Origin of the sequence: Roseovarius indicus (genome assembly GCF_008728195.1) — a bacterium.
Taxonomy (GTDB): domain Bacteria; phylum Pseudomonadota; class Alphaproteobacteria; order Rhodobacterales; family Rhodobacteraceae; genus Roseovarius; species Roseovarius indicus.
Genome location: NZ_CP031598.1, coordinates 1039435 through 1063690, shown reverse-complemented (window position 1 = coordinate 1063690; position 24256 = coordinate 1039435). Strand labels below are relative to the sequence as shown.

The 24256-nt window shown below is 60.9% G+C and carries 19 protein-coding genes and 1 tRNA gene; 5 read left to right on the top strand and 15 right to left on the bottom strand.

Annotation, left to right across the window (positions count from 1 at the left end; translation table 11 throughout):
- Window positions 1–11: 11 nt before the first annotated feature.
- Window positions 12–1322: an aspartate aminotransferase family protein gene (locus tag RIdsm_RS05020; RefSeq protein WP_057820163.1), complete on the top strand. Its 1311-nt coding sequence runs from the start codon at window positions 12–14 to the stop codon at window positions 1320–1322.
- A gap of 13 nt (window positions 1323–1335) precedes the next feature.
- Here the strand turns inward: RIdsm_RS05020 and RIdsm_RS05015 are convergent, their stop codons facing one another.
- From RIdsm_RS05015 to RIdsm_RS04990, 6 genes are all read right to left on the bottom strand, one after another.
- The gene (locus RIdsm_RS05015) at window positions 1336–1788 is read right to left on the bottom strand and encodes a YHS domain-containing (seleno)protein (protein WP_057820164.1); all 453 of its coding nucleotides are present in this window, start codon (window positions 1786–1788) and stop codon (window positions 1336–1338) included.
- Window positions 1789–1889: 101 nt separating this feature from the next.
- Entirely contained in the window at window positions 1890–3686 is a 1797-nt protein-coding gene (locus tag RIdsm_RS05010; protein WP_057820166.1) for an ABC transporter transmembrane domain-containing protein, read from the bottom strand.
- Window positions 3687–3839: 153 nt separating this feature from the next.
- A tRNA-Gly gene (locus tag RIdsm_RS05005) sits at window positions 3840–3913 on the bottom strand.
- A 364-nt stretch (window positions 3914–4277) separates the two neighbouring features.
- Window positions 4278–6461 carry a DEAD/DEAH box helicase gene (locus tag RIdsm_RS05000; protein WP_057820168.1) on the bottom strand — a complete coding sequence of 728 codons (2184 nt, stop codon included), beginning with the start codon at window positions 6459–6461 and terminating at the stop codon, window positions 4278–4280.
- A 5-nt stretch (window positions 6462–6466) separates the two neighbouring features.
- Window positions 6467–7774, bottom strand: a complete 1308-nt coding sequence (locus RIdsm_RS04995; protein WP_074940313.1) for an ATP-binding protein — start codon at window positions 7772–7774, stop codon at window positions 6467–6469.
- On the bottom strand, window positions 7752–10295 hold the full coding sequence (locus RIdsm_RS04990; RefSeq protein ID WP_074940310.1) for a tellurite resistance TerB family protein: 2544 nt from the start codon (window positions 10293–10295) through the stop codon (window positions 7752–7754). Before RIdsm_RS04990 ends, RIdsm_RS04995 begins: the two co-directional genes overlap by 23 nt.
- A gap of 803 nt (window positions 10296–11098) precedes the next feature.
- Here RIdsm_RS04990 and RIdsm_RS04980 point away from each other — a divergent pair.
- The 4 genes from RIdsm_RS04980 (at window position 11099) to RIdsm_RS04965 (ending at window position 15298) form a co-directional block, all read left to right on the top strand.
- Window positions 11099–12430, top strand: a complete 1332-nt coding sequence (locus RIdsm_RS04980) for a nucleoside 2-deoxyribosyltransferase (protein WP_057819733.1) — start codon at window positions 11099–11101, stop codon at window positions 12428–12430.
- Entirely contained in the window at window positions 12427–13047 is a 621-nt protein-coding gene (locus RIdsm_RS04975; RefSeq protein WP_057819731.1) for a 7-cyano-7-deazaguanine synthase, read from the top strand. Before RIdsm_RS04980 ends, RIdsm_RS04975 begins: the two co-directional genes overlap by 4 nt.
- 15 nt (window positions 13048–13062) lie before the next feature.
- Window positions 13063–13725, top strand: coding sequence for an HhH-GDP family DNA glycosylase (locus RIdsm_RS04970; protein ID WP_057819729.1), 663 nt, complete (start codon window positions 13063–13065; stop codon window positions 13723–13725).
- Window positions 13726–14150: 425 nt separating this feature from the next.
- Window positions 14151–15298, top strand: a protein-coding gene (locus tag RIdsm_RS04965) for an IS3 family transposase (protein WP_143100480.1) whose coding sequence is annotated in 2 segments (ribosomal slippage) — window positions 14151–14394 and window positions 14394–15298 — 1149 coding nt in all. Because the reading frame shifts where the segments join, the coding sequence is not laid out codon by codon here.
- 342 nt (window positions 15299–15640) lie between these two features.
- Here RIdsm_RS04965 and RIdsm_RS04960 read toward each other — a convergent pair.
- The 9 genes from RIdsm_RS04960 to RIdsm_RS04920 form a co-directional block, all read right to left on the bottom strand.
- Window positions 15641–16711 carry an AbrB family transcriptional regulator gene (locus RIdsm_RS04960; RefSeq protein ID WP_057819722.1) on the bottom strand — a complete coding sequence of 357 codons (1071 nt, stop codon included), beginning with the start codon at window positions 16709–16711 and terminating at the stop codon, window positions 15641–15643.
- Between the two features lies 1 nt (window position 16712).
- The gene (locus RIdsm_RS04955) at window positions 16713–17729 is read right to left on the bottom strand and encodes a zinc-dependent alcohol dehydrogenase family protein (protein ID WP_057819720.1); all 1017 of its coding nucleotides are present in this window, start codon (window positions 17727–17729) and stop codon (window positions 16713–16715) included.
- Complete coding sequence (locus RIdsm_RS04950) at window positions 17726–18346, bottom strand: flavin reductase family protein (protein WP_057819718.1); 621 nt, start codon at window positions 18344–18346, stop codon at window positions 17726–17728. Before RIdsm_RS04950 ends, RIdsm_RS04955 begins: the two co-directional genes overlap by 4 nt.
- A gap of 68 nt (window positions 18347–18414) precedes the next feature.
- Entirely contained in the window at window positions 18415–19305 is an 891-nt protein-coding gene (locus RIdsm_RS04945; protein ID WP_057819717.1) for a TauD/TfdA dioxygenase family protein, read from the bottom strand.
- Window positions 19306–19316: 11 nt separating this feature from the next.
- The gene (locus RIdsm_RS04940; protein WP_057819715.1) at window positions 19317–20441 is read right to left on the bottom strand and encodes an Ldh family oxidoreductase; all 1125 of its coding nucleotides are present in this window, start codon (window positions 20439–20441) and stop codon (window positions 19317–19319) included.
- Window positions 20442–20456: 15 nt separating this feature from the next.
- Window positions 20457–21356 carry a fumarylacetoacetate hydrolase family protein gene (locus tag RIdsm_RS04935; RefSeq protein WP_057819713.1) on the bottom strand — a complete coding sequence of 300 codons (900 nt, stop codon included), beginning with the start codon at window positions 21354–21356 and terminating at the stop codon, window positions 20457–20459.
- A gap of 13 nt (window positions 21357–21369) precedes the next feature.
- Window positions 21370–22656: a TRAP transporter large permease gene (locus tag RIdsm_RS04930; protein WP_057819711.1), complete on the bottom strand. Its 1287-nt coding sequence runs from the start codon at window positions 22654–22656 to the stop codon at window positions 21370–21372.
- A 16-nt stretch (window positions 22657–22672) separates the two neighbouring features.
- Window positions 22673–23200 (bottom strand): TRAP transporter small permease, encoded by a 528-nt coding sequence (locus tag RIdsm_RS04925; protein WP_057819709.1) that lies wholly within the window; start codon window positions 23198–23200, stop codon window positions 22673–22675.
- Window positions 23197–24222 carry a TRAP transporter substrate-binding protein gene (locus tag RIdsm_RS04920; protein WP_057819708.1) on the bottom strand — a complete coding sequence of 342 codons (1026 nt, stop codon included), beginning with the start codon at window positions 24220–24222 and terminating at the stop codon, window positions 23197–23199. Before RIdsm_RS04920 ends, RIdsm_RS04925 begins: the two co-directional genes overlap by 4 nt.
- Window positions 24223–24256: the final 34 nt, after the last annotated feature.

The window sequence follows — 24256 nt, the reverse complement described above, 5'->3', positions numbered from 1 at the left end:
GGAGACCCGCCATGACCGAGCTTGCAACCGATTGGAGTACGGACGGCACCGCCCGCCGCCGCGACACCTATTACGCCGCCACGCTGAAGAAGTTCGTGCCATTCCGTGACCCGATCGTCTTCAAAAAGGGCTCCATGCAGTACCTGTGGGACGCCGAGGACAACAAGTACATCGATCTGCTGGGCATGAATGTCTGCATCTCGGTCGGCCATTCCCATCCCACGGTCGTGAAAGCGGCACAGGCCCAGGCCGCGGACCTGACACATTGCACCACCATGTTCTATCACCCGGTCCCCGCGCATCTGGCCGAGGAACTGGCCGCCACCCTGCCGAAGGGACCTGAATGGGTCGTGCATTTCTGCAATTCGGGGTCCGAGGCGATCGACCTCGCCATGACCATCGCGCGGACACACACCGGCAATCTCGACCTTCTCGCACTGCGCACGGCCTATCACGGGCCGACCGCTGCGGCGCAGTCGGTGACAGGCATTTCCGGCTGGCGGCATCCGGGTATGCCGGGCAACGTGGCGATCATTCCCGAACCCAACCAGTATCGCGGGATCTTCGGCGAGAATGCCGGCGCCGCGCCCTATCTCGACGAAATCGAGCGCACCATCGCCACGGCCACAACCGGCCGCGTCGCCGGCATGCTGGTGGAATCGGTGCAGGGCTATGGCGGTATCGTGGCCATGCCCGAGGGCTATATGTCCGGCGCAGCCGAACGGGTGCGAGCCGCGGGCGGTCTCTACATCGCCGACGAGGTTCAGTCGGGCTTCGGCCGGACCGGCGACCACATGTGGGGCTTCGAGGCCGACGGCGTCATTCCCGATATCATCGTCATGGCCAAGGGTATCGGCAACGGCTTCCCCCTTGCCGCCGTTGTGACGAAACGCGAGATCGCCGAACCGATGGCCGAGAAGTTCCTGTTCCACACCTACGGCGCCAACCCCACCTGCTGTGCGGCAGGCCGGGCGGTGCTTCAGGTCATTCGCGAAGACAACGTGCAGGAAAATGCCCGCATCGTCGGTGCGGAGCTTCTGAAACGGCTCGAAGACCTGAAATCGAAGCACAAGGCCATCGGCGACGTACGCGGCCGGGGCCTGATGCTCGCGATCGAGATGGTCAAGGATCACAAGACCAAGGAACCCGACCGCGAGACGACCGCGGCCGTTTTCGAGGCCTGCCGGGAAAGCCGGCTGATCCTCTCGAAATCGGGACCGAACCAGTCGGTGCTTCGGATGGTACCGCCGATGTGCCTGTCGCTCGACGATGTCGACGAGGTGGCCGAGGGACTTGACCGGGCCTTTTCAGGCCTGGGCTGACGGTATACCGGCCTTACTTCGACAAGGGCGCAGGCCAGTTGGCGTCGGCTTTGGCGATGTTGCCGTGGATATCCTCGGACCAGATACCCCGGACGGTCTGGCTGAAGTTGAGGTAGAGCTTGCCGTAATGGACCGTCCACGCATCCGGCGCCGTGGGCGCGACGGCGCCTTTCGACGCGGCATAGGCACAGTATCCGCCATATTGCGGCGCATAGGCTTCCGGGTTTGCTTCGAACGTCTCGCGATTGGCGGCGGTAGCAAAGTGCCATTCGGCCCCCTGCCATGTCACGGCATGGGCCGCCTTGCCCTTCACCGGTTCGCCTTCGGAGAAGTAGGCGACCGGATCATAGCCACCGATCGCCGCCCCGTCGTAGGACAGGATGTCGGGTTCGGAAGCCTTGGCGAAACGCGGGGCGAGCAGCAGCGCGGCGGCGGTGGAAATCATGAAGAAACGGCGAGACGGCATCGCGGGGCTCCGGGACAGGGCATCAAGGATGCGTCATTCAAGCCCAAGAGGCCGCTCGGCGAAAGCTCCGCTACGTGAACGTGACCCCGCGTGAGCGGCGCTTAGGCCGCCTGCCCGTCGGTAAATTGCAGTCGCGCCAGCCGGGCATAAAGACCGTCCTCGGCCACAAGGCTGTCATGGGTCCCCTCGGCGGCGATGCGGCCCTGATCCATGACGATGATCCGGTCGGCCTTCTTCACCGTGGCAAGCCGATGGGCGACGATGATGGTGGTGCAGCGGCGGGCCATCTTGTCGACCGCCTCCTGCACCGCCCGTTCGCTTTCGGCATCAAGCGCGCTGGTTGCCTCATCGAGCAGCAGAACCGGCGCGTCGCGCAGGATCGCCCGCGCAATGGCGATACGCTGCTTCTGCCCGCCCGACAACATGACCCCGCGCTCGCCGACATAGGTGTCGTAACCCTCCGGCAGGGCCTCTATGAAAACATGCGCCGCAGCGGCCTTCGCGGCGGCCTCGACCTCGGCATCGGAGGCATCCAGCCGACCGAAGCGGATGTTCTCGCGCGCCGACGCCGCGAAGATCACCGGGTCCTGCGGCACCAGCGCGAGCGCCTTCCGGAATTCAGGCCGGGACATCTCGTCGACCGGCACGCCGTCGAGCGTGACCTTGCCGGACGCCGGATCGTAGAAGCGCAGGATCATCTGAATGATCGTCGTCTTGCCCGCGCCCGAAGGACCGACAATGGCGACCGTCTCGCCCGGCTCGATCGTAAGGTTCAGACCGTCAAGCGCCGGAACCTGCGGTCGCGACGGATAGGTGAAGCTGACATCATGGAAGCCGATGGCACCCTTCACGGTATCGGGCAGCGGCCGCGGCTGGGCCGGGTCCTTGACCTTGTCTTCGGCGTTCAGCAATTCGATCAGCCTCTCGGTCGCCCCGGCGGCCCGCTGCAATTCGCCCCAGATCTCAGATAGTGCGGCCACGGCCCCGGCCACCATGATCGAGTAGATCACGAACTGCACCAGCGTGCCGACGCTCATGCCCCCCGCGCGCACGTCGCGCGCCCCGATCCACAGCACGCAGACCACGCCGGTGAAGACCAGGAAGATGACGATGATCGTCATCAGCGCCCGGGTCGAGATGCGCCGGCGCGCCGAGGCGTAGCTTTCTTCCGTCACCTCGCCGAACCGGGCGCGGCTTGCCCCTTCATGGGTGAAGGCCTGCACCGTCTGGACACTGGTCAGCGCCTCCGAGGCATTGCCCGAGCTCTTTGCAATCCAGTCCTGGTTCTCGCGGCTGAGCTTGCGCAGGCGGCGGCCCAGCGTAAGGATCGGCACGATTATCACCGGCACGATCAGCAGCACCATCAGCGTGAGCTTGGTCGAGGTCACCAGCATCAGCGCCAGCCCACCCACGAAAATCAGCAGGTTGCGCAATGCAATGGAAATCGACGAGCCGATCACTGAAAGGATAAGCGTCGTGTCGGTCGTGATTCGGCTGAGGACCTCGCCGGTCATGATGTTCTCAAAGAAGGCGGGGCTCATGCCGATCACCCGGCCGAAAACAGCTTTGCGGATGTCGGCCACGACGCGCTCGCCAAGCCGGGTGACCAGCGCGTATCGCAGGCCCGTACCAATCGCCAGAAGACCGGCGATGACGATCGCGGCCATGAAGTACTTGTCGAGCAGCGCGCCGTCTTCGGTGCGAAAATTGTCCACCACCCGGCGCACGGCCATCGGCAGGATCAATGAAACTGTCGCCGTCAGGATCAGCGCAAGCACCGCGGCAGCCGCAAGCAGCTTGTAGGGCGTGATGAAGGGCCAGAGCTCGGCCAGTGCGCCGACGCTTTTGGATTTATCCCGTTCTATCTGATCCGCGCCGTTCTCGGCCCTGCGCACCATGGTTCGCCCTCGTCTATTGTTGTCCGGGCTTCTTGGCCCCGCGACGTCAATGCGTCAAGGCTTGTTCCCATGCCAAGCCACTCCGCCGCACCCACGGCACGTACCAACCTGCAATATCGCGGCCTGACGGGTCTCTCGAAGCGAGGAAAACTCTGGAGCGGGCGACGGGAATCGAACCCGTATCATCAGCTTGGAAGGCTGAGGTCTTACCATTACACAACGCCCGCTTAGCACCTCAGACGGATATTTCATGCGAAGCAAAGGGTCAAGTGCTACGTAGAAACGGCCCGAAGCAGACCTTCGATAGAAGGGTCAACGCTGCGGTGCGGCTACCCCGAAACAGCACTTAGGGCATCATGAAGCATGGTTGAGCAGGCCAAGGTCAGCGGTGAGCAGATAATGTTGAAAACTCGTCAGCACGGCTGCGTGTGCAGGAAAAAAACTTTGCCTTCCGAAGATGGAACCCGCGAGAGCATCCTAGCTTGGCATGGAGAGGAACAAAGTTTCAACTTCAGTCCGCTGTCGAGTAGCAGCAGGAATTTTTCAACAGCATCAGCAGGCGGCGGTCGTACACTGTTATCGATAGTGGCATCAATTGGCGGGACCTTTTCGCATGATCGCATTCGCCAATTGTGGCAGAATTTCTGGAGCCAGCTTGGATGAAACAGCATCCAAATGTAGAATTTTCGCCGATAAATATTTATGGAATTTTTCTGACATCAGATTTCCTGCTTCCAAGAACAGATCGACAGGTTCGCCGGATCGAATATCTGCCAGTACCGTTTGAAGATTGGGTGTTTCATGGCCGACCTCCACCAGCAGAAACCCGTCATGCCGCTCTACTGAAAATCCCTCACTTCTGAGTGCGAGCGCCAGGGTTGACGTCTTGACCGTCCCCACTCTCGTCGCGATGATCGATGTACCCTCGCCGAGAGCCTGGATATTCGTGGCTCGAAACCCAAGTTGGTCATAATGTGCACGCGCTTCGGCCAGCATCTTTAGAGAAGCCGCGTCCATGTATGCCGGTTGGGTACCTCCTTCGAGCACTGCGAACATTCGATCAATCACCTTGTCATGAATGTCACCTGGATCACCGCCAAAGACGGGAGGCACGCCCGCTTTCGCGGGCTTGACCATGATCACCTTCTCGCGGTCATGGATTTCCTGAACCACCCACCGCCGCCCAGAGAAAATCAGAAGCATCCCTGGGGCAAGAACATTGTCGATCGGCAGGGTCCCAAGATCCTTCCCTTCTGCTACCAAGCGGAATTCCTCAGGCGTCTGAAACACTGCGTAGAAGCTGTAGTGTTCGACCAGCTTTTCGCCTGCAGGTCCCAAGAGTAGCAGTCCGCTTCCGGACTGTTCGATCAAACCGGTTTCGGTATGACCGATCGAACGCAACACATCTGCGAACACTTCGGTTGTGACCTTGCGAAAGGGGCCCTCGCGACACAGGATACTGTAGACCACACTGGCAGAAGCACCGCCGCGTTGTGCTATGACCGACAGTATCTGATGGACGAGCGTCGAAAGATGAAGCGCCTGCGGTCTTGCCGGTTCGCACCAGCCCTCAAGCAACAGGTCTATCATCGCGATAGACCGGATCAATCCAAGGCGAAGTCGATCAACGAAGCTGCTTTCTGGCGTCAACTGAGTCTCGACGGCATACTGCCGCAAGACGGCTGGCTGCCCCTCGCGTCGGCCGGACCGGCCGAGACGTTGTCGCAACGCGGCGACGCTGAATGGCGCGCCGATTTGGGCCACGCAGGTCACATCACCGATGTCGATTCCAAGCTCGAGCGTCGACGTGCAGACGGCAGTTGTCGGCTTTGCGGCGTCCTTTAAGCGGTGTTCCACGAAGTCTCGGTGTTCGCGGGAGAGGCTAGCGTGGTGAGGATAGAATTCCTGCGGCAGATGTTCCCTCTCGCAGAGTTCCCGCAGCCGATCTGCATAGATCTCAACTCGTTGCCTCGCCCCAGCGAAGACGAGGTTGTCGCTGCCTCGAAGGTGCTTGAACAGATGGGCTGCGATGGCATCCGTTGCGGATGGGCTGTTTTCGCCCTCATCGCCTGATACGTAGCCGCGAAGCTGGAGCCTCAATTCAGCCTCGCCGCCATCTGCTTCTATGAGCTGGACAGCGTTTGCAGCGTCAGGGCGAAGATAGGCCTTGGCGAGGTCCATGTCGCCCAGCGTAGCTGACAGACCTATCCGACGGATTGGGCGCTTTATCGTGAGCTCGAGCCTTGTGAGCAACGAACGGAGCTGGACACCGCGTTCGCTATCTAGAACCGTGTGCAACTCATCGATAACGACCGCGCGCGTGGCCCCAAACAGGCGGCTAATTTCCAAACCGCGACGAATGAAAAGTGCCTCAAGGGACTCGGGGGTTATCAGCAGGATCCCTTTTGGAGATTTCAACGCACGCGTCTTGATCGATTGCGAAACATCCCCGTGCCAGGGAACAACCGGCAGCTCTGCTTCCGGGCAGATGCTCGCCAGCCGTATGGCCTGATCCGTGATCAGCGCCTTGAGCGGACCTATGTAGAGCAAATCGAATCCGGTGCCGTCGAACGGGTCGTCAAACACCTGCGAAATCAAAGGCAGGAACGCTGCCTCGGTCTTTCCGCCCGCCGTGGAAGCCGCAACGATCAAATCGGCATCGGTCTCGCAGATCGTCCGGATGGACCGCGCCTGGATGTCGCGAAGCTCGCGCCATCCTTGCTGGCGTATCCATTTCTGCACAGGCCTCGCCAGTTTGTCGAACGCACTGCTCATCGGAGTCAGAGCTTGAAGCTGATCAGGTCATCGTCACCGGGGTCTTGGGCGCCAGTCGACTCGTCTACCTCGGTCATGTCTTCGCCTAAGTCTTCGGAGACTTCGATCTTTTCGATCAAATCGTTCCACTCGACACCGGGGTTTTGCTCAAGCACGGAAAGCAAGTTCACGAATGCGGTCACTGTATTGCGCGGGGTGCGGAAGTAAGCTTCACCGATCCGATCCGAACAATGTGCCATGAAGGCCTCGAGCGCGGTGTCCGGCAAAGCACCGGCGTCGTCCTGCATGATCCGCCGAACGTTGGCCAAAAGAACGAAGAGGTCTTCAGGGGTCAGGCTGGCCAGCCGGACAACGGGTCCTGAAAGGTCGACCAATCCGTCTCGCGCGAAGGTATTTTCGGCCAAACGTGACTGAAGGGCTTCGTAGCTATAGAGCCCACGACGGGTGTTCATCAGAAACTCCGGAGTCCCGCCCATGAGAAATCCGAGGTTCTCGGCACTGCCTTGCAGCACATCATTCAGGATCCGGAGGATCTGTTCGTAGTTTGCATTGCGGGCCTGCGTTGAGGTGAGCTTGTAGAGGTTCACCATCTCGTCGAGGCCGACCAGCAATCCTTTATATCCGGCCTCGCACACGAATGCCGACATTAGCTTCAGATGGTCATAGACACTAGCGTCGTCGATGATCGTTCGCACACCAAGTGCTTTGCGCGCGTCGGTGCGTGTCGCGAATTCACCGCGGAGCCACCGCAGGGCTGCGGATTTCAGCTCGTCGTCGCCTGTTTCATGGCCTTCCCAATAGCGACGGATGACTTCAGCGAACTCAAACCCCCCGGTAAGTTCTTCGAAGTGGCCAAGGCGTTCACGGATGACAGACCCTGTTGGCAAATCCCGTTCTTCAGCGTCTCGGTGAGCCTGGCTGACAAAACGCTCCACCACGCTGGCCAAGGCCCCGCCATCTGGCTTTGTCCGTGTCGACAGGTTTCGGGCCATCTCTGCATAGAGGCCTCGAGCTTGACCACCGGTCGCGTGAATGCGCCGGTCGGGCGCCAGGTCCGCGAACATCACCACCAGACCCTTTTCAAGCGCGACAAGACGGATCAGGTTCATGAAGAACGTCTTGCCCGATCCGTATTCCCCGATGATGAACCGGATCGCCGATCCGCCATCGGATATCCGGTCCATGTCCTTGACGAGCTCTTCAATCTCCCGGACGCGGCCGACCTGGATATGACGCAAACCGAGCTTGGGCACGACCCCGGCCCGAAGCGCCTGTACGATTGCATCGCGTTCACGTGGTTTCAACTTCGACATCCCTGCCCTCCGCACTCATCTTTTCTTTTACCGCCTCGGCAATCTCCGGAGACACGTCATATCCATCATACTCGTCGAGCAGCGCTTCATCGTAGGTCTCAAAAGCCCATTCATTCACGACTTCCAAAGCCCCGGATGCCATCAAACCATGCGAGGCGCAGATCTTCCCGAATTCGGTCTCAGACCAATGCTCGCGAACAATCAGTTCAAGCACGAGGGCGCCGTGTTTCGGGTCAAGCCCTGCCAACTGGCTTTGGTTGGCAGGCGCGAAGACACCGGTCTCTTCTTCCTCGACGTCGAAAATCTTACCGAGGACGGACGAAACACGCTCGGTGTCGGAACGGATCGCCGCGATCCGCGTAGCATCGAGTTTGGGTCCGCTGGCCTTCTCAAGATCAGGTATCGCTTCGCCAGGGCGACCCGGCTGCGAGGCACGAACAGTGCGAGGTCCATCCGCAACTTCGCCGGCATGCAGGTCCGAGTAGGCAAGCGCAGGGTCAAGACCCAAAGCCTTGTAGATTTTCTCGATACTTGCAACTTCGTCGGAGTGAATAATGCCATCGGCATGTGCTGCACCAACCAGCGCTGCCCGCATAGCGGCCTGGCCGTCTTGGCCCACTTCCTTCAGTTTGCGGCGCAAGAGCGTCATGTCCGGTGGTACCGCGAGGAACCATTCAAGGTTTGCGCGCAGCCTGCGGCTTTCCTGATCGCTTAGGTCCGCGGCGGAAACCTGATCCTCCAGCGCCCTGCGCTCAGGCTCCGCGATGCGACCATCCGCATGAGCAACGAACGTCCCAAGTGCCAATTCAATCAGGGCGCTTCGATAGCTGTCGGAAACTTCCTCCAGTCTTTCGATGGGTTCGCCCAGACGAAACAGAACAACAGGCTCCTCCGCCTTGGGCGACCGGAGTGCAAACCGAGGGTCGGGCGCCAGACCGAAACCGAGGCGGGCGAGCGCGTCTGCCGCTCCTGTCATCTGCCGTTTCCCGATCTTCTCGCTCGTTTCTCCCTCCAAACGTCCGATCACCTCTTCAAGCGGCACCAATACTCCCCGATCGACTATAGTGCTTGCCCAAGATTTCAAGCGGTCCATTTCCTCTGATGGGAAGACATCCCACAGTTCAGAGGGTAGCAAGGCATGCGCTTCCAGGCTTCCGCGGCCATCAGGATTTCGGCCCAAGACGCGACTGAGCTTTTCGAGATCGTTCATCACCTCATCAGCCAACTCCTGGGCAATCTCGACCGGTTTGCGCAGGCCGGAAATATCCGGGACTGGCTTCCCGTCCACGGTTGGGTTGGCGGCCCCCTGAAATTCGCTGGAAGCGGCTCGATAGGATGCCGTGAGTGATTTCCGGGGTTTGGTCACCTTGAGCCCACTAGGAAAACGCCGATCAAACCGCATGCGGAAAAGAGCGACGAACTCGTCACGACACCGCGTCGCAGGAGTTCTCAGATTTGTTTCCGGATGGCAGATGAACCAACTCAGCAACCAATCAGCTGTCAGGTTTTCTCCTTTGTCGATCCGGGCTCCGATTGCGTATTTGAGTGAGAACGGAAGTTCCCAGCCCTGCTTCTCGAAAATCGGCTCGATAGCGTCGAGGTCGGTTTCGGCAAGCATCGCAATGTCGAGGAACTCGCCCAAATAGCGCCTGACGGAGTGGTTGTCAGGGTAAAGTGACTGCAGCCGCCGGACTTCCTGGACGATATCCTTGGCATCTTCGTTGGACTGATCGACGAAGAAGCGACGCTCCAGCCCATAAAAGTACAGGAACATGTACCCGGGGTTATATGAGGCATCGTTTCGCCCGCTGGCCAGCCAATCGAGGTAGGTCGCCCGGCACTGAGGTGAGATATCCGAGTACCCTGGCCAGTAGGGCATACCTTCACCAGCTTTGTCGGCGCCAGAGCGCGCGACCGACAGGGACGGATCGATATAGGCTCGGCATTTGTCACGATACCCGTAGGTGTTCAACAAGGGAGGCGTGCCGACATAGACCATCCCGCCGATGTTGCGGCCGGCCACGCTAGCAGCTTCGCTTGACGGAACCCACCCGCTTTTCGTTGATCGGGTCGATGCGCGCGATGTCACTCGCGAGGGCTGGTTTCGTTCAGCGGCCGCTGCAAGTTCCGGCGCCGCAGACTTTCCAGGCAGAACGATTTCAGCGTAGTCCTGCTTTGGTGGGGAATAGGCTTGAACGGCAGCTGGCGCTTTGGACGCAATGGCTCCGCGAGTTCGTTCGCGCTCACGCTCTATACGCTTCTCGTAGGCACTTGGGCGCGGCACCGGCTCAGGTCGCGATGTTCGAGTTTCGTAACTTCCCCCGGCTGGCGCTTTTGCAGCGACTTTCCGCGATTTCCGTTTTTCTTGCCACCAGACCAGAACGACAGGAACACCGAACGAAAACAGCATCTGTGCACCATCAGACCAATCCTGAAGCAGAGTGATCACCGCAAACATGCATATAAAGAAGTAGAGAACCAGAAAGAATGTAAGGCGGAAAAGTTTCAGTACTGAAGACATTTTTGAAACCCTCTTCAGATCAGACTATAATGCATGAGCATCTTTGCAACGACTTAAGCTCAGGTTTAGTTTCTCCATAACGCTTAGTCCCGATCCGCCCCGCGAGTGAAACCGAGCCTTCTTTGGATACAGGCTGAATGTCTGTTCCCTCGGTGAGCTTGGGACGTGCTCGCGCCTGCGGCGAACTTCCGGAATCCGCCCGTTTGTCGAACCGGCGTGAACGGCCCGAAGCCGACCTTTAGCCCCGGCATGGATCACTGCAGCGCGGCGAGCGAAAGGTGCCGTTCGCGGCGTCTTCTTGCCTGAGTAGTCATCGATAATGCCTCAATTTTCACGCTCGTCGAAGTCTACTTCTTTGGCTTGAAATATCGCTTGAATTGAAAGACCCTCACATGAACATGGAATGCTGATTTGAGGGTTGATATGGGTAGCACTGGCTCTGGAAGCTTCTCGGACTACCCCGGCTCGCGCCCCAAAGAGGGCGGCGAAGGAGCCGGGAGTGGCGGCGCAAGTGGGGAGGATCGCTGTGCCCGGGCGTTCTCCTGCGTCCTCGAAGAGGTCGAGCAGTGTGACTACTTCGCCGCTAGCGGCGGGGTTCCTCCGGCCAACACGGCGCTAACTATCGAGCACAGTGGCCGATTGTTCGCCGTCGACGCAAGCGGCCAAACCGTGGGAGCGCTACCAACCAGCTTGAACTATCTCGCAGACTGCATGGCTGAGGGATTCACCTATGAAGGGCGCGTCAACTCCTCGGCATCGGCTCCAGTTGCATCGGTCAGCGTGGACTTCGCGCCTCGGACGCCATGAGTCCTAGCCAAGACCTTCTGCTGGTCGGCGAGGTCTACGTAGATTTCACCCTACCGAAGGCAGGTGCTGAAAGTAAGCTACGGCTCGGCGGCATCATTCACGCGGCCCGCGGGCTGTGGGCGATAGACGCGAACTTTTCCGTGGCCGCTGCATGCCCCGGCTATCTGGTCGATCAGGCGCGAGCCTACCTCGAGAGCTTGGGATGCAGCGAATTTATCTGGCTGGCAGAGGTCAAGGGCGCGCCGAACCTCATGGCGATTGGCGATCCGACCGAACTCGCCGACCAAGCATATCAAGACATTCTGAGGGACGAAAAATCTGTCGAATACCGCGGAGAAGTTGACGCACTAAAGACCTTCAAAACCTGTCTGATTTTCCCTGGAAAGTACGACCTCACGGTCCTGAGATCCCTACTTGCCGAGGATGTTCAGGCAAGCTTCGATATCGCCTATGATCTCCCGGACCTTCGATCGCTCTCATCGTTCAAGGGGAACATTGCCGCCGTAGTGACTTCTACATCGTCTCCAATGTTCCTGGAGAACGCGTCGGAGGATATGTCCAGCTTGCTGGCTGATTTGCGCGATCTGTCGCCGCAAGCCATTCTTCTGAAGGAAAATCGCGGCGGCAGCCGTGTGTTCGATCTTCGCGGTGACAAAGTCGACGAGATTCCGGCGCTCCTCGGCGAAACCGTCAACTCAGTCGGCGTCGGTGACGTGTATTCAGCGGTTTTCGCGTCCATGCTGGATGGCGCCGTCTTTGATGCCGGATGGAAGGCAGCGCGCGCTGCTACGTGCTATGCCCACACAACCTACCCGGACGACTTCAAAAGAGATGTCCAGCGCAGCCTCGCGCTCTCCATCGACCAAATGCGCGGCTTGGGCGGAACATTTCTGCCCTGGCATGCACGGCCGGACTTTCAGATATACTTCGCCGCTCCCGACTTTTCCTACGTCGACCGCACGCACCTCGAAGAAGCACTTCGGGCGCTCGCCTATCATAATTTTCGGATTCGCCGCCCGGTACAAGAGAACGGAGAGCTAAACCCGCAAAGCTCGATGCATGAAATGCGAGCCGCATATATGGGTGATTTTGGTCTGCTCGAGGAGTGTGATCTGGTTTTCGCACTGCCGCTGGAGCGCGATCCAGGCACACTCGTTGAAATTGGCCTGGCTCTTGCCCTGAAAAAGCCAGTGATCACCTTCGATCCACTCAAAGAGAATACCAACACCATGGTGATGGCGGGGAGCGCGGTCTATTCGGACAAGCTGGATATCTGCCTAAACGGCCTCTTCGAAGTTATTTCGAGACTAAGGGCGACGCGTTCATGAAGAAGGCTGTCGTCATGGTCTCTGGCGGACTTGATTCAACAACGGTCTGCTATCTGCTGATCAACGAAGGGACAGAAGTTCATCCCATCTTCTTCGATTACGGCCAACACTGTGCCGAGACAGAATGGGCGAAAGTGCAGGAAGTCCTCCCGCAAGAGGCGATGCCGCCAGAACGGCTGAATATCTCGGACGTCTTCAAGGGCTCGCCATCACGGATGATCGTGGAAGCAGACCTTTGGAAAGAAGCCATCTCAGATGATGACCTGTACCTCCCGTACCGGACGATGCTGTTCTTCGCTGTGGCCGCAGCTCGCGCCCAGACGCTTCGAATCCTCGACGTGTATTCGGGCTTCATCAACAGCAATCATGCCAAGGAAATAGACTGCAGCACCGAGTTCATGAACGGCCTTGAAGAGCTCTCACGTGGTGTCGGCGCCGTACGCTTCCATGCGCCCTTCCGCGAAAAAGCCAAGGTCGACGTCGTCCGACGAGCGCTGGACCTTGGGGTACCTATCGGCCGCACCTTCTCTTGTCAGGCGTCAAGTTCGTTTCCTTGCGGGGCCTGTCCAAACTGCGTAGAGAGGCTGAATGCCTTGGTGGGAGCCGGCCTCGCGTAAACAGGAAGAATAGAAGTGGCAGAAAACCTAAACACTTCAGACGCTCTGCATGCCGCCCGGCGCGTTGCCAACCATGCTGTTCGGAACGGCATTCTGGGATCGCGCGTCTCTTGCAGACCCGTTTATCACCATATGGGCGCGGTACTTGCTGACTCGGTCTTACAAGCTGGGCTTAACTATGCGAAAGTTGTTAAGCCTCGGATTGCCAATATTCTTAGAACCTTCCCGCACGCCACGACCATGAACATCTTGATGGAGGTGATCGAGCAAGAGGGAAGCCCAAAGTTCTTGCAATGGGAGCATCGGGAGAAGATATCACGCTTTGACAATCTGGTCAGCTTCCTGACCGAGGCGGAAATTGACAGCACGTCCGAGTTAAGCAGTGCCCTACGGGACAAGAGCTTTCGGGTGGGTATTCGGCGAGTGAGAGGTGTCGGCCCAAAAACCGTCGATTACATGGCCTGTTTAGTGGGAGTGGATTGCATCGCTGTAGATCGCCACATCCGCGACTTTGCTGAGCTCGTGGGATTGGAGGACGATAACTACGATTATCTTCGCGAAGTATTTAGTTTTGCGGCGGACTTGTTATCCATCTCTCGACGTGAATTCGATGCGGGCATCTGGAGTTTTCAGTCGGAGCGAACCAGTCGACAACTGTCGCTTGAATTCATGCAATAGGACCGTGCGACTTTCTATTAGCGAATAGGAAAAATTCAGTTGTAAAGCCGTACCAAATTTCCAGCGCCAAATGTCCGTTGGTGAGAATATTTTTCGCGCTTCGCGCACAGCTCTCAACGCTTCACAAATGGAGGCATCGCCCAGCGTTCATCAGAGGTCTACGGCCTTGGCTTCTATCAAACCAAAACCAACGCCTACGGGTCGCGGCTCTCCGCTTTTCCGCAGATGCAATCACCTAAATTTATATGAGACAATGGGCGTCATTGAACGATCATTTCCCTGCTAGGGACGGCTGCCTCACAGGTACAGTCAACAAAAAGTCCCCAACTTAGCTTCTATAATCGCTCCCGCGGCCGTTAGCTCGTTTGAGGTGCCCCTAGATTTGTAGACACCTTGCACCCTAACTTTGAGGCAAGGAGGCCGATATGGGGACAAGCAATTACAGCGACGAGTTCAAGCGCGATGCGGTGCATCAGATCACGGTGCGGGGGTATCCGGTGCGCGAGGTGTCCCGGCGGTTGGGCGTCAGCACGCATTCCCTTTACAAGTGGCTGAAGCTGTTCGGGGAGCCTGTCCCGAAGCCGGGCGTGGACCACGAGGCCGAGAACCGGCGGCTGAAGCGCGAACTGGCCAGGGTCACCGAGGAGCGCGACATCCTAAAAAAGGCAACGGCGTACTTCGCGCGCGAGTCCCAATGAAGTACGCCTTCATCCGGGCGCATCGCGCAGAGTTTGGCGTCCGTGCCATGTGCCGGGTGCTGCGGGTTCATTTCTCCGGCTTCTACGCATGGCTTAAGGAACCGTTAAGCCACCGCGCGCAGGAGGATGCACGTCAAACCGAGCTGATCCGCCAGGCCCGGGCGGACAGCGGTAAGGTCTATGGCTACCGCAAGCTAACGGATGATCTACGCGACCAAGGCGAGATCATCTCCGAGAACCGCGTTGCGCGACTGGCATCTCAGGCCGGGATCGCTGCGCAAGTGGGCTACCGACGCCGTCCCGGCCGTCATGTTGGCAAGCCGGCGATGGTAGCCGAGAACAAGCTGGAACAGAGGTTCGAGGCATCTCGCCCCGATCAGCTTTGGGTCACCGACATCACCTACATCAAGACCCATGAGGGCTGGCTGTACCTGTGCGTCGTCATCGACCTCTTTTCGCGTCGTGTGGTCGGTTGGGCCGCCCAATCCCGCATGACGACAGACCTGGCGCTCCAGGCCCTTCTGATGGCCGTATGGCGACGAAAGCCGACGGAACGGGTGATCCTACATTCAGACCAAGGCTCTCAGTTCACCAGCCGCGAATGGCAGGCTTTCCTGAGGCAGCATGGCTTGGAGCCCAGCATGAGCCGGCGCGGGAATTGCCACGACAACGCCGTCGCCGAGAGCTTCTTCCAGCTCCTAAAGCGAGAACGCATCCGGCGCCGGACCTACCCAACCCGAGAAGCCGCTAGGCAGGACGTGTTCGAATACATCGAGCTATTCTACAACCCGAAACGAAAGCACACGAACAATGGCATGCTGTCGCCCGTTGACTTCGAAATCAGACAGCAGAAACTGAACCAGGCAGGTGTCTAGGAAACTAGGGGCACCTCACATATTGGGCCTTACGTGAGACGTTCGAAGGGCGTAGAACAACGTTCGCGATATGGCACAAGCCGGTTTATTGAGAAACACCTGAACGCGGCAACGAACCGGAAAATGGTCCACGCCAACAGGCGCATTCCAGTCCTGCTTGAGGGGGGAAGTGTCGGAGGGATGACCATGTCAGAAGAATGCAGTTTAAGAGCGCTTATCTAGCCCCCAAGCCATAAATACATTTAAGACCGCGCAACCTACGCGCCGCCAATAGGACAGCGTCTCTGTCCAAGTTGAGATGAGTTCGACGTCGTCTGAAAACTCCACCGGGCGAACTTCAATCTATTCATTTGATCCAGCGTGAGCCGCGCTCTTGGAAACCAAAATCAGTGCCAAGGGCGCAAGCGGCATCAAAATAAACAGGCGGACGATATGAAAGCCAGTTACCATGGCAACATCAAGGCCCATGACGTTCGCGGTGAGTGACATCTCCGTTACGCTGCCCGGGGCGGCGGCCAGTGTGAGTGTCGCGAACGGCAAACCATCGATACTGGCGATGCACAGGGCCAAGGCCGTGCACCCCAAGATGGTCAGGAGCGTGGTCAGCGCGGAGGCCGCCACGAAGCGGGGGGCCAGTCGCAGCAGATCGCGGTTGAAGCTAAGCCCCAGCGACACGCCCAACAGGAACTGCCCCGCATAGGTCAGCCCGCGGGGCCACGCCACGGGGCCCTCGACCATGACCGCAAGGATCGAGGCCAGGGCAAGCGGGCCGAGGAAAAAGGGGCTGACCATGCCGAGGCGCTTGAACGCCAGGGCGGTGAGCAACGCCAGGCACAACGCCGGAACCGTCAGGACGCCGAAGGCGAACAGGTCGCCGGCAATGCGGCTGTCTTCCACGAGCGGCACACCGGCAAGCCGAAGCGCGCTTGGCACGATCAGCACGACCATGGCGATGCGAAGGCCCTGCACGAGCCCCACCAGCGGGCCGTTTCCGCCGCCTTTCTCGGCAAGCTCTGCCATTTCGGCGGGTCCGCAGGGCACGCAGGCGAAGAACGAACTGGCCCGGTCCACGCGGGAGAGGCGATGAAGCAGGGGCGCCAGCCCGATCGCCAGAAACCCGCTTCCCAGCGCCACGATCAGGATTTCGACCACGAGGTCCGAGACGGCCACCACGCCCGCCCAGGTCAGTTGCAGGCCGACCGCCGTTGCCACGATCGACTGGCCGGTGATCCGGGTCTGGCGCGGAAGAGGCACATGCCACCCCGACACGGCGAACACGGTCGACACGAGCATCGGCCCGATCATCCACGCCATCGGCACCCCCTGCAGCGTGGCGACTTCGGCACCGAGCACGCACAGCAGCACGAGCACGAGACCCCTCGCGCCGCTTTTGCCGAAGCGGTTAGCGATCATGTCAGGGCGAATCCATCGCGATCACGACCTTCCCGATATGCTTTTGAAGGCGAAGATACTGGTACGCCTTCAGCGCGTCGGGGAAGGGGAAGACGGTGTCAACGACCGGGCGATAGCCCGCATATCCGATGGCCCGGTTCATCGCCATAAACTGTGCGCGGGAGCCGACATAGACGCCGCGAAGCTCGATGTTTTTCCGCCGTAGATCGACGGGGTCGATCGAGCCCTTGCTTTGGGCGCCGATGTAATGGATCTGCCCGCCGTTGCGCGCGGCATGGATCGACTGTGACAGCGTCTCGCCGCCCACGACCTCGACGATATGATCCACGCCACGGCCCGCCGTCGCGTCGCGCAAGGCCTTCGGCCAGTCGTCGGTTTCGGACAGAACGATCACCTCATCAGCCCCGAGGTCGCGCGCGCGGTCGCGTTTTTCCGCATGCGTCGTGGTCAGGATGCAGCGCGCGCCCGCCATCTTGGCAAACGCCAGCGCAAAGAGGCTGACGCCGCCCGTACCCTTCAACAGCACGTCTTCCCCCGGCAAGACCGGGCGCGGGCCGAAAAGGGCGTGCCACGCGGTCAGGGCCGCGCAGGGAAGGGTGGCGGCCTCGGCAAAGCTCAAGTGATCGGGGATGTGAACCACCGCTTCCTGATCGAACACGGCGTATTCCGCCAGCACGCCATCACGGTCGCCGCCCAGCGCATCGTACCGGAACCTCTCTTCAAAGGCGCCGCCAAGCCAGCGCGGCATGAAGAGCCCGGCAACCCGGTCGCCCACGGCGGCGCGGTCCACCTGATCGCCGGTGGCCACCACCTTGCCCGCGCCGTCGGAACAGGGGATGAGACCATCGGGCAGGGCGCCATGCGCGTAGCGGTTTTCGAGAACCATCAGGTCGCGGTAATTCAGCGAGACCGCCCCGATGCGCACAAGAAGGTCTTTCGGGCCGACCCGGGGCTTCGGCTCTTCGTGAAGCTGAAGGCGGTCGTCGCCGCCGGGGCCGACCAAGCGATAGAGTTTCATCTGATCACGCGCCCCGGATCGGTGGGGCGCAGCAGCTCGAAAAGGGTGTCGGCCGCCGCATAATCGCGATAGCCGCAGCGCCCCAGCGGTTGCGCCGTGGCGGTATCGAAGCGGCCGTCGCGGATGAAGTCATCGTCGATATAGACGGCCACGACCTGCCCCACGACCCACCAGCGGCCGGTCGATGCGCCGTGCACGTCCGTCAACTCGTCACAGGACACCACCTTGCATTCGAGGGCGGCGGGCGCCTCTGTCACGCGCGGGGGCGCCACCAGTTTCGAGGGCGTCATGCCAAGCCCGGCAAAGTCGAATTCGTTGACGCCGTCTTCGAGTTCTTCCGATGTGCGGTTCATCTGGTCGAGCAGCGGCCTGGTGGACAGGTTGAAGACGAATTCGCCGGTGTCCCGGGCGTTGCGCGGCGAGTGCTTGTAGCCGTCGCTGGAAAACCCGATCATGTTCGGCCGGCTCGAGACGGCATTGAAGAAACTGTAGGGGGCGAGGTTCGGGCGCCCTTCTGTGTCGAGGGTCGAGATCCAGCCGATCGGCCGCGGCGCAATGATGGCCTTGAACGGGTCGAACGGCAGCGGATCGTAGCCCTCTTCGCTGGTATACTGCATTGGGTCCTGCTGTCTGTTGTGCGGCTGTCTGGGGCGTCGGCCCGGCCTCTTGGCCGGGCCGGCATGGCTCAGGCCGTGGCCTTGAACTCGAAGTCGAACACCTTGTCGGCCATCACCTGGCACCGCTTGATGAGGCGCGGCTCATCCGGGCCGTAATCGGCGACGGCATTGTGCAGCGTGCCGATATTGTCCCACATGATGACGTCGTTCTCGGACCACAGGTGCTTGTAGCGATACTTGTCCTGCAGCTGGTGCTCGAACAGGAATTTCAGGATTTCGTCGCTTTCCTCGGGGTCCATGCCGTCGATCTTCACGGTGTAGCCCGGGTTGGCATAGAGCACCTTCTTGCCGGTGATCGGGTGCGTCATCACCATCGGGTGCGAGACCGGCGGCTTCTTGGCGCGCTGTTCCGGCGTCAGCGGCGGGCGCGTGCTTCCCTTTTCGCGGCGCATCTTTTCCCAGAATTTGTTGAAGTCGTGCGTCGCGGTGCGGTCTTCGATCTTCTGCTTGATATCGTCGGGCAGGTCCTCGTAGGCCTTGTGCATGTTGGCGAATTCCGTGCAGCCGAGCGGCACGCCGTTCCGCCGCGGAATCTTGATGCCGTAAAGCACGTTGGCGAAGGCGATATCCTTGGAATAGGACATGTCGGTGTGCCAGTCCTGCCCGGCATCGGCCAGCCCGATGGGCTTGCCGTCTTCCTTGATGTTCGACAGGATCATCACCTCGGGGTGCTCGTCATCCATGAAGGAATTGGCGACGTTGACCTCGAGCCCGCCGAAGTTCTGGGCAAAGGCTTTCAGCTCTCCCGCTTCGAGATGCTGGTCGGGAAAACAGACGACCCCGTGGGTGCCCACCGCATGCATGATCGTCTCGTAGACTTCCCTGTCCATGGGCTTGGACAGGTCGAGGCCTTCGACCCGTGCGCCCATGATGTCATCATTGGGAACGACATTAACCATTTCGATACCTCCTAGGCTGATTCTGTGGATTGGGTGACGGGCGACAGCACGAACTCGGCCCCCGCCGACTGGGCGATGCGCCGCAGATGCGCCACAAGCTCGGATGACAAGGGCACGCCTTCGACGAGGCGCCGGTCGGACAACGCCTTTTCGACATCCCCGGGCAGCAGAACCGGGCGGTCGGGATCGACCGGCGGTGTCGCGCGAAGGGTGTCGTCGACGATGTCGAGGTCCGTGTGAAACTCTGTCAGGCCGCGGAATTTCTCGGGGTCGAGCGCCAGGAAGAAATGGCCGATATTGTCGCCCTTGGGCGCCGCGTCGCCGCGCGCGCCGGTAAACGCGCCACCCGCCAGCGTACCGCCAAGGAAATGCCCCAGCAGGGCGAGCCCGTAGCCCTTGAAGGCGCCCATCTGCGGGGTCGAGCCCAGCGGGGTCAGCCCCCCGGCCCGATTGCCGTACACGATTTCGGCGGCAACCTCGGGGTCGGTCACGGTGGCGCCCTCGCCATCGACGACCCAGCCTTCGGGCACGGGGTCGCCCGTCAGCTGGAACAGACGGATCTTGTTGCCGGCGGCCGTCGAGGTGGCCATGTCGAACACGATCGGGTGCGTGCCCTGTCGCGGCACGCCGTAAGCCAGCGGGTTGGTGCCCAGAACGGACTCGCCCGCGCCCGGCGGCACGACGCACACCACCTTGGTGGAGGAGGCGACGAGCACGATCATGCCCTGCTCTGCCCCGCGCCGGGCGTAATAGCCGGCGGCCCCGAAGTGACGCGAGTTGTTGACGGTGACGGCGGCCACGCCGACCTCTCGTGCCTTTTCGCAGGCCAGGTCGACGGCGCGCACCGAGACCGGGAAGCCAAGCCCGCCCTGGGCGTCGATGCTGGCGTAGCCGAGGCCGTCGTTCAGCACGCGATCATCGGCACCGAGGTTGAAGTTGCCGCCCTCACGCCACTTTTCGTACAGCGCAAGCAGGGATATCCCGTGCGTGCCGATCCCGCGCAGGTCGCAATCGAGCATCGCCTCGGCGGTCAGCGCGACGTTCTCGGGCCCCATGCCCCACGCGGACAGAACCTCGGCCGCCTGCCTGCGAACGGATTGGGCGTCATAAAGGGTGTCTTGTTTGTCTTCGCTCATTCTTTCGTTGGCTCCTCAGCTTTCATCCACGACCGGATTGACGAGGGCCGGCAGCCCCTCGACCTCGACCCGCACCTCGTCGCCCGGCTGCAGGTACGCGGGCGGCTCCCGGAAATGGCCCACGCCGGCGGGCGTGCCAGAGGCGATGATGTCGCCCGGCGACAGGGTCACGTACCGGCTGATGAAGCTGACCAGGTAGGGGATCGGAAAGATCAGGTCGTCTGTCTTGCCTTCCTGAACGAGGTCGTCGTTCAGGAAGGTGCGCAGCGACAGCCCCCCGGGGTCGACCTTGTCACCGGCGGCCAGCATGACCGGCCCGGCCGGGCAGAACGTGTCGAGGCTTTTCGCAAAGGTCGTCTGACCGGGGCTTCTGTCGAACTGGAATTCCCGGGCCGTCACGTCATTGAGGGGGATGTAGCCCGCGATCGCGCCCAGCGCGCCGGCTTCATCCACGCCCCGTACGGTCTTGCCGATGACGACGCCGATCTCGCCTTCCCAATCGAGCTTGGTCACGCCTGCGGGTCGGCGGATCGGTTCGCGGTGGCCGATGACGGAGGAGGTCAGCTTTGCGAAAAGCCGGGGCTCTTCCTGAGCCTGCAGACCGCCTTCCAGCGCGTGGGCCCCGTAGTTGCGCCCGACGCCGATCACGTTGGCGGGCCGGCCCGTGGGTGGAAGGAACCGGATAGCGTCAGGGTCAAGTTTCTCCGGCCCCGCGGCGGCGGTCACGTCGCGAAGGGTTGGATCGTCGAGCAGCCCGTGTTCGAGCATGGCGCGAAGGCCGCCGTTCTGAACGAGATCGGCCTGATCCGTCTTGCCGCGTGCGACAAGGGCGGCGCCCAGATCGAAGTAGTCCCCGTTCAGGGCAAACCCGGCGCGGGGTCTGTCGCTCTGAAGGCTGTAGGTGAAAAGTTTCATTCTGGCCTCCGGGCTAGTTCACGAGAAACAGAGAGATTTCCGGGAAGGACACGAGCAGCGCCAGCAGCACCAGCTCGACCGCGACGAAGGGGGCGACGCCCTTGAACCCGACCTTGGTGGGGGTCTGGGTGGCAGCTGAGGCAATGAAGACGTTCAGGCCCACAGGCGGCGTCACCAGCCCGATCTCGGCGGTCTTGACGATCAGGATGCCGAACCAGATCGGGTCGAAGCCGAGGCCCGTGACGATCGAGTAGCTGACCGGCACCGTCAGCACGAGGATCGCGAACTGATCCATCAGCATGCCCAGCAGGAGATACATCAGAAGGATCAGCACCAGCACGAGATGCGGCGAGATATCGGATGCGGCGATGAAATCGAGCAGCCGGTTGGTGACCTGGGTGTAGGTCATGAAATACCCGAACATCAGCGCGCCGAATATGATCGTCACGATCATCGCGCTGGTCCGCAGCGTGTTGCCGATGGCGGTGGCCGCGGTGCCGGCGCGCAGCCGGCCAAGCGAGAGCGACAGCAGGAAGGCCCCGACCGCCCCGATGGCGCCCACTTCGGTTGGCGTCGCCAGCCCGGAATAGAGACTGCCCAGCACGAGCACGACCAGCAACACTACCGGCCAGACCCGCCCCTTCTGTTCGAGCCGGTGGCCTTCGGCATCGGTCAGGGCATCGTCATGCGACGGCGCCCAGTCAGGGTTGCGCCAGAGCACCAGGCGGATCGCGACCATGTAGCCCAGCCCCGTCACCACCCCCGGGCCGATGCCGGCGATGAACAGTTTGCCGATCGATTCCTCGGTCAGGATGCCGTAGACGACAAGCGCGATCGACGGCGGGATCATGATGGCCAGCGTGCCCGCGATCGAGATCGTGCCGATCGCGAGGCCGGGGTTGTAGCCCAGCCGGCTCATCGTCGGGTAGGCGGCCCGGGCGATGGTGGCCACCGAGGCCGTGCTTGAGCCGGACGTGGCCGCCAGAACGGCGCCGGCCAGAACACAGGCCATGGCCAGCCCGCCCTTGACCTTTCGCATCAGCCGGTTGCACGCGATCATCATGTCGTCGGCGATGCCGCCCGCGCTGAGAAACTCCGACATCATCACGAAGGCCGGGATCGTCAGGATCACGTAATTGGCAAAGGTGTGGTGCACGACCTCTGTCATCAGGCCCAGAACGGTGGCCTGCGGGGCCACGAACAGCAGGCTGATGCTACCCGCCACGCCAAGGGCGAAGCCAACGGGCAGACCAAGCAAAAGAAACAGGATCAGCAGCAGAGTGCCGGCGAGTATGGTCATGAACGGGCCTGTCGGGTTAGTGCGCCGCGGGCGCGTCTGGGTCGAAGTCGCTGAAAGCATCGACGAGAAGCCGAAGGACGAGCATGAACATCCCGATCGGAATCCATACCCATGACCATCCAACCGGCCAGTCGATCACGCCCATCATCAGGTCGTTCTTGACGAAGGCGTCGGTTGTCTTTCCCAGGGCCTGCCAGCAGATGAACGTCAGGTAGATGGCTGCCAGGATATTCCCGGCCCGCAAAAGCAGGATGCGCGGCCCCTTGGGAATGGTGTTGAGCAATAGCTGGATGCGGATACGCCCGCCTGTCCGGTATCCCCAGGGAAGTGCCAGGGAAAAGCCCATCACCATCAGGTAGCTTTCAGTCAGCGTGTATTGAAACGTGAGCGGGGCAGAGAACAGATGCCGCATCACGGCATCTGAACTGACGAACACCATCGCAAGGGCGATGGCCGCCCCGCCCACGACGATGAGGACATTCTCGACCGCGCGCAAGGCGTGGTCGGCTGCCCCCACCGTTCTTTTGAAGGCGCCCGATGTCATGCCTGTTTTGCGGCCTTGCGGTATTTCTCAAGCGCCGCCTCGGCCGGAAGACCCCGGCCCGCAAGGCGTTCGACCCAGCTGTCGTGGACGGATTCCAGCGCGCCGTTGATCTTGTCCAGCTCCTCGGGCGGGAACTCGTAAAGATCCATGCCGAGCTCGGAGAATTCCTTGCCCAGCGTCTCGGTGTCGGAATCCATCAGGTCGCCGACATGCTGTTCGGTGAATTTGCCGGCTTCCATGATCGCATCCTGGATCTCGGCCGGGATCGTGTCCCACTTTTCTTGCCGGATCGAGAAGACGTTGGTGAACGTCCCGAACGAGCCGTTGGTGCTGGCGGCGTCACAGAGCTCCTGCACGCCGTAGCCCTTCACGCTGCTGAAGGCCGAAAGCGTCGCGTTGACCGTGCCCCGTTCCATCGCGACGTAGATGTCGCTGGCGGAAATCTCGGCCGGCGCGGCGCCCAGCGACTCGATGGCAAGGTTCATGCTGCCACCGGCCGAGCGGATGACGCGGCCCTCGAACTCGGCAAGGCTGGGAATGGCGCCCTTGGACGAGAACAGCTGGTAAGGCGGGTACGCCATGTTCCAGATCGGTACGATCCCGTTCTCGTCGAACTCGCCCATCAGCTCGGGCGTCTGGATCGCGGCGGCGTAGGTGTCGATATTCGTGCGCGCCGACGAGCCCAGCCCGGGCAGCGTCGAAACACCGTTCAGGGGCATCTTGTCGCTGACATAGCCGATCGGCACCGGCACGGCGTCGGCCACGCCGGTCTGAACCGCGTTCATAAGGCCCTTGAGGTTCGCCAGCTGTCCGGCCGGGAAATAATTGTACGACACGGCGTCGCCGACCAGCTCCTTGAGCTTGTTCATCCAGGGCTCGACGCCGCCGGCAGAGATCACGTGTTTGTTGGGGCTGCCGTGCACCACGGTCAGTTCCACGGCACTTGCCGCGCGCAGAACGGCCGGCATGGCCACCAGGCCGCCCGCGGCGGCGCTCATCTTGAGAAGTTCGCGTCTTTTCATGGTTTCCTCCCAGGTTTGACCTTCAAGCTTTGCT

Coding starts and splice junctions, on each gene's coding strand:
- RIdsm_RS04930 (WP_057819711.1), bottom strand. CDS start 22,656: ATGACCATACTCGCCGGCACTCTGCTGCTGATCCTGTTTCTTTTGCTT.
- RIdsm_RS04940 (WP_057819715.1), bottom strand. CDS start 20,441: ATGAGCGAAGACAAACAAGACACCCTTTATGACGCCCAATCCGTTCGC.
- RIdsm_RS04980 (WP_057819733.1), top strand. CDS start 11,099: ATGAGTCCTAGCCAAGACCTTCTGCTGGTCGGCGAGGTCTACGTAGAT.
- RIdsm_RS04950 (WP_057819718.1), bottom strand. CDS start 18,346: ATGCAGTATACCAGCGAAGAGGGCTACGATCCGCTGCCGTTCGACCCG.
- RIdsm_RS04945 (WP_057819717.1), bottom strand. CDS start 19,305: ATGGTTAATGTCGTTCCCAATGATGACATCATGGGCGCACGGGTCGAA.
- RIdsm_RS04920 (WP_057819708.1), bottom strand. CDS start 24,222: ATGAAAAGACGCGAACTTCTCAAGATGAGCGCCGCCGCGGGCGGCCTG.
- RIdsm_RS04955 (WP_057819720.1), bottom strand. CDS start 17,729: ATGAAACTCTATCGCTTGGTCGGCCCCGGCGGCGACGACCGCCTTCAG.
- RIdsm_RS04935 (WP_057819713.1), bottom strand. CDS start 21,356: ATGAAACTTTTCACCTACAGCCTTCAGAGCGACAGACCCCGCGCCGGG.
- RIdsm_RS04925 (WP_057819709.1), bottom strand. CDS start 23,200: ATGACATCGGGCGCCTTCAAAAGAACGGTGGGGGCAGCCGACCACGCC.
- RIdsm_RS04990 (WP_074940310.1), bottom strand. CDS start 10,295: ATGTCTTCAGTACTGAAACTTTTCCGCCTTACATTCTTTCTGGTTCTC.
- RIdsm_RS05020 (WP_057820163.1), top strand. CDS start 12: ATGACCGAGCTTGCAACCGATTGGAGTACGGACGGCACCGCCCGCCGC.
- RIdsm_RS04995 (WP_074940313.1), bottom strand. CDS start 7,774: ATGTCGAAGTTGAAACCACGTGAACGCGATGCAATCGTACAGGCGCTT.
- RIdsm_RS04960 (WP_057819722.1), bottom strand. CDS start 16,711: ATGATCGCTAACCGCTTCGGCAAAAGCGGCGCGAGGGGTCTCGTGCTC.
- RIdsm_RS05000 (WP_057820168.1), bottom strand. CDS start 6,461: ATGAGCAGTGCGTTCGACAAACTGGCGAGGCCTGTGCAGAAATGGATA.
- RIdsm_RS04975 (WP_057819731.1), top strand. CDS start 12,427: ATGAAGAAGGCTGTCGTCATGGTCTCTGGCGGACTTGATTCAACAACG.
- RIdsm_RS05015 (WP_057820164.1), bottom strand. CDS start 1,788: ATGCCGTCTCGCCGTTTCTTCATGATTTCCACCGCCGCCGCGCTGCTG.
- RIdsm_RS05010 (WP_057820166.1), bottom strand. CDS start 3,686: ATGGTGCGCAGGGCCGAGAACGGCGCGGATCAGATAGAACGGGATAAA.